This window comes from Nodosilinea sp. LEGE 07088, assembly GCF_015207395.1.
Taxonomy (GTDB): Bacteria; Cyanobacteriota; Cyanobacteriia; order Phormidesmidales; family Phormidesmidaceae; genus Nodosilinea.
On record NZ_JADEWX010000286.1, the window covers coordinates 1 to 4,640 of the forward strand.

General features: G+C 56.4%; 2 protein-coding genes. Both read left to right on the forward strand.

Annotated elements, in window-relative coordinates:
• Positions 1-570: 570 nt before the first annotated feature.
• Positions 571-2,013, forward strand: a complete 1,443-nt coding sequence (gene gltX / locus IQ254_RS29815) for a glutamate--tRNA ligase (RefSeq protein ID WP_193969768.1) — start codon at positions 571-573, stop codon at positions 2,011-2,013.
• Positions 2,014-2,541: 528 nt separating this feature from the next.
• Positions 2,542-4,428 carry an ATP-dependent zinc metalloprotease FtsH2 gene (ftsH2, locus tag IQ254_RS29820; RefSeq protein ID WP_193969769.1) on the forward strand — a complete coding sequence of 629 codons (1,887 nt, stop codon included), beginning with the start codon at positions 2,542-2,544 and terminating at the stop codon, positions 4,426-4,428.
• The last annotated feature ends 212 nt before the right edge of the window (positions 4,429-4,640 follow it).

The following is a 4,640-nucleotide window of genomic DNA, read 5'->3' on the forward strand; positions in this document are numbered from 1 at the left end:
GCTCCATAATATTGCTGGCTGAAACGTTCTATATCAGCCAGTTTCGGGCATGACGGGTCGTTTGACTTAACCCATGTCCGTTTTTCTTGGCGGCTCGTCACTGGACAGAGAACTTCCCACTGTCCAGTCCTTAAACTCTTGCTCATTCACTGCCTAAGTCCAAACGAACCCACCTCCAGCGTGCCCATCACCTCTCCAAAATCCAAAATCGCCAATCCAAAATTAACGGGCCATTGGCAGGGTGCATTATCGGCCCCACCTCCATCCTGCCAAAGCGCCAAATTCCCATGGTGGGCCGCAATGCACCGCTTACCATCGCGCAAATCCCTTTGTATAGAAACCGGGTTTCTTCTGTGAGTTGCCGGGGGCTATTGCTCTGACCACAGAAACCCGGTTTCTGCTCTCGCGTCCAGCAGGGTTGGTCTGCCGCCTAACCCACCCTACGGCGACCTACCGATCGCCCCGCCAAAATCTAAAATCGCAAATCCAAAATCGCCAGGGCCGCAATGCACTATCGCCCACCCCCTAAAATAAAAGACTATCCCATCTGTCGAGAGTGCAGGAACCCCCATGACCGTCCGCGTTCGCATTGCCCCCAGCCCCACCGGAAATCTGCACATTGGCACCGCCCGCACCGCTGTGTTCAACTGGCTGTTTGCCCGCCACGAAGGGGGTCAGTTCATTCTCCGCATTGAAGACACCGACGAAGAGCGCTCTAAGCCAGAGTTCACCGAAAATATTCTCTCCGGCCTGCGCTGGCTCGGCCTCGATTGGGATGAAGGGCCATTCTTTCAAACCCAGCGCCTCGACCTCTACCGCCAGGCTATTCAAACCCTGCTCGACCAGGGGCTGGCCTACCGCGCCTACGACACCCCCACCGAGCTCGATGCCATGCGCGAGGCCCAAAAGGCTAAAAACCAGGCCCCCCGCTACGACAACCGCCACCGCGATCTCACCCCAGAGCAGCAGGCCGCCTTTGAGGCCGAGGGTCGCCCGGCGGTGATTCGCTTCAAGATTGACGACAGCCGCACCATCACCTGGACTGATCTAGTGCGCGGCCCCGTCACCTGGCAGGCCAGCGACCTGGGTGGCGACATGGTCGTGGCGCGGGCGTCTTCAAGCACTACCATTGGCCAACCCCTCTACAATCTGGCGGTGGTGGTCGATGACATCGACATGGCCATCACCCACGTCATTCGCGGCGAAGACCACATTGCCAACACCGCCAAGCAGATTTTGCTCTACGAAGCTTTGGAGGCTGCGGTACCCGCCTTTGCCCACACACCGCTAATTTTGAACCAAACTGGCCAAAAACTGTCGAAACGCGACGGCGTCACCTCTATCTCAGACTTTCAGAATATGGGGTTTGTCGCTCCGGCCCTGGCCAACTACATGACCCTGCTGGGCTGGTCGGCCCCCGATGCTGCCGAGCAATTTACCCTCGACCAAGCGGCCCAACAGTTCAGCTTCGATCGCGTCAACAAAGCCGGGGCCAAGTTCGACTGGGATAAGCTCGACTGGCTCAACAGCCAATATCTGCACAGCATGGAGCCCGCCGCCTTGCTCGAGCTAACCCTGCCCTACCTCCAGGCCGCGGGCTACGCCGTTGACCCCGAGGCTGACCAAAGCTGGCTGCTGCCCATGATGACGATGCTGGCCCCTAGCCTGACTCGGCTGACCGATGTAGTTGAGCAAAGCCGCTTTTTCTTTACCGAGACGGTAGACTTTGCTGATGATGCCAAGACCCAGGTACAGCTCGATGGGGTCGAGCCGGTGTTAGCAGGCATTTTGACTGGGCTAACCGAGCAACCTCCTGCCACTATCGACGACCTCAAGGCTCTAGTGAATGAGGTCACCAAAGCCCAGGGCGTGAAGAAAGGGCTGGTGATGAAATCAATGCGGGCAGCGTTAATGGGTGCCCTACAAGGGCCAGATTTGATGGCATCGTGGCTGATTTTGCGCCAGCGCGGCTTCGACGTGGCCCGGCTAAAGGAGGCGCTGGCGTTGATTTAGCCACTGCCAACGAACCCCAGCACCAGCATTAGATTCCCGCCCCGAGCCTAGGTGGAGGCTAACCCAAGCTGGGGTAAAAATCCTAGCCCTGCGATCGCTAGCTCCCCTAAAACCACCTGTAGCGTGCTACCTGGTAATTAGCCAGGTAGCCCACTCCCAGCAGCGCAAAGGCGATCGCATAGAGGGCGGCAATGGTGAGCCATGCTCCAGCACCTACGCCGTTAACATTTCTAAATTCGATAACCCGCTAAAGTAAGCAGTAGGGGTAAAGATCTGGTCAGTATTAGAACCCTAATCCTAGAGCTCTAGTGCAAAGGATTTTGCCTCTAGTTTGATCGAGTCCCATGGGTTACGTTACATTAAGTAAAGATTTATCTCATAATTTACTTCGTCGAGTCGATTGCTTCCCCTCCTGAGCCTGGTCATTCTTGGTTGCTAGGCATCATAGAAATGGGGTTAAGCTCAATCAAAACCCGTTAACTGAACGTTTGTGAACACTGTGCACGTTAGTCAATAGAGGCCATAGGTATGAAATTTTCGTGGCGAGTCGCCTTACTTTGGACCCTACCGCTACTGGTAGTGGGGTTCTTCTTGTGGCAAGGAGCGTTTTCATCGGCACCCGCCGACATGGGGCGTAATACAGCCAACACCCGTCTGACCTATGGTCGCTTTTTAGACTATCTCGACGCTGGTCGGGTGACAGCGGTCGATCTTTACGACGGTGGCAAGACCGCCATTGTCGAAGCTGTCGATCCTGAGTTAGATAACCGACTCATGCGCTGGCGGGTAGACCTGCCCGGTAGCTCCCCCGAGTTGGTGAGTCGCCTACGCAACGCCGACATCAGCCTCGACTCTCACCCCCCTCGCAACGATGGTGCTCTGGTGGGTGCCCTAGGCAATTTGCTCTTTCCGCTATTGCTCATTGGTGGCCTGTTCTTTTTGTTCCGCCGCTCTAGCGGCTCCATGGGTGGCCCGGGTCAGGCAATGAACTTTGGCAAGTCTAAGGCCCGCTTCATGATGGAGGCCAAGACCGGCATCATGTTCGACGATGTGGCCGGTATCGATGAAGCTAAGGAAGAACTACAGGAAGTCGTTACGTTCCTGAAGAAGCCCGAGCGCTTTACCGCCATTGGTGCTCGTATTCCCAAGGGTGTGCTATTGGTGGGCCCGCCTGGAACGGGTAAGACCCTGTTGGCCAAGGCCATCTCAGGGGAAGCGGGTGTCCCCTTCTTCAGCATCTCTGGCTCTGAGTTTGTCGAAATGTTTGTGGGTGTGGGTGCGTCTCGCGTCCGTGACCTGTTTAAGAAAGCCAAAGAGAACGCCCCCTGCATCATCTTTATTGATGAGATTGACGCCGTTGGTCGCCAGCGGGGTGCTGGTATTGGCGGCGGCAATGACGAGCGAGAGCAAACCCTCAACCAACTGCTCACCGAAATGGATGGCTTTGAGGGCAACTCCGGTATCATCATCGTCGCCGCTACTAACCGTGCCGACGTGCTTGACTCAGCGCTGCTGCGTCCTGGCCGTTTCGATCGCCAGGTGATGGTGGATCCGCCCGATATCAAAGGTCGGGTCGAAATTCTCGAAGTTCACGCCCGCAACAAAAAACTGGCCGACGATATCTCTCTAGAGACAATCGCACGTCGTACCCCCGGCTTTACCGGGGCCGACCTGGCCAATCTACTCAACGAGGCCGCTATTCTCACCGCCCGTCGCCGTAAGGAAGGCATCACCATGACCGAGATCGATGATGCGGTAGACCGCGTTATCGCTGGCATGGAGGGCACTCCCCTGGTAGACAGCAAGAGCAAGCGCTTAATTGCTTACCACGAGATTGGTCACGCCATCGTTGGCACCCTGGTCAAAGACCACGACCCGGTGCAAAAAGTGACCCTGATTCCTCGGGGTCAGGCCCAGGGCTTGACCTGGTTCACCCCCAGCGAGGAGCAAATGCTGATCTCCCGATCTCAGCTGCTGGCTCGCATTACTGGCGCGCTAGGGGGCCGCGCGGCTGAAGATGTCATCTTTGGCGATGCCGAAGTCACCACTGGGGCAGGCAACGACCTGCAACAGGTCAGCGGCATGGCACGGCAGATGGTCACCCGCTTTGGCATGTCAGACCTGGGGCCGCTGTCGCTCGAAAGCTCCCAGGGTGAAGTGTTTTTAGGGCGCGACTGGCTGTCGCGGTCAGAATACTCTGAAGAAATTTCGTCTCGCATTGATGGCCAGGTGAAGCTCATCGTAGACAAGTGCTACGACAACGCCAAGCGCATCATGCAGGAAAACCGCGCCCTGATCGATCGCCTGGTGGATCTGCTGGTTGAGCGAGAAACCATCGACGGCGACGAGTTGCGGCAGATTGTCTCTGAGTACACCGTGGTGCCCGACAAGCAGCAGTTTGTACCCCAGCTTTAGGGCTAGCTAGTCCAGGGATTTATTAATGACAGCAGGCTCGTCTCTAGGGACGGGCCTGCTGTCATTATTTTCAGTTTGGTTGCACTTGAGCCCTTCACGAACAGCGACGCTGTTCGATAAACCTGAAAGAAACCCTATAACCAGGCTCTCTCACGTTTAGGGCTTATAGACTGCTGAGGTGCTCTGACAGCTAAAACCGATTAGTCACTGGT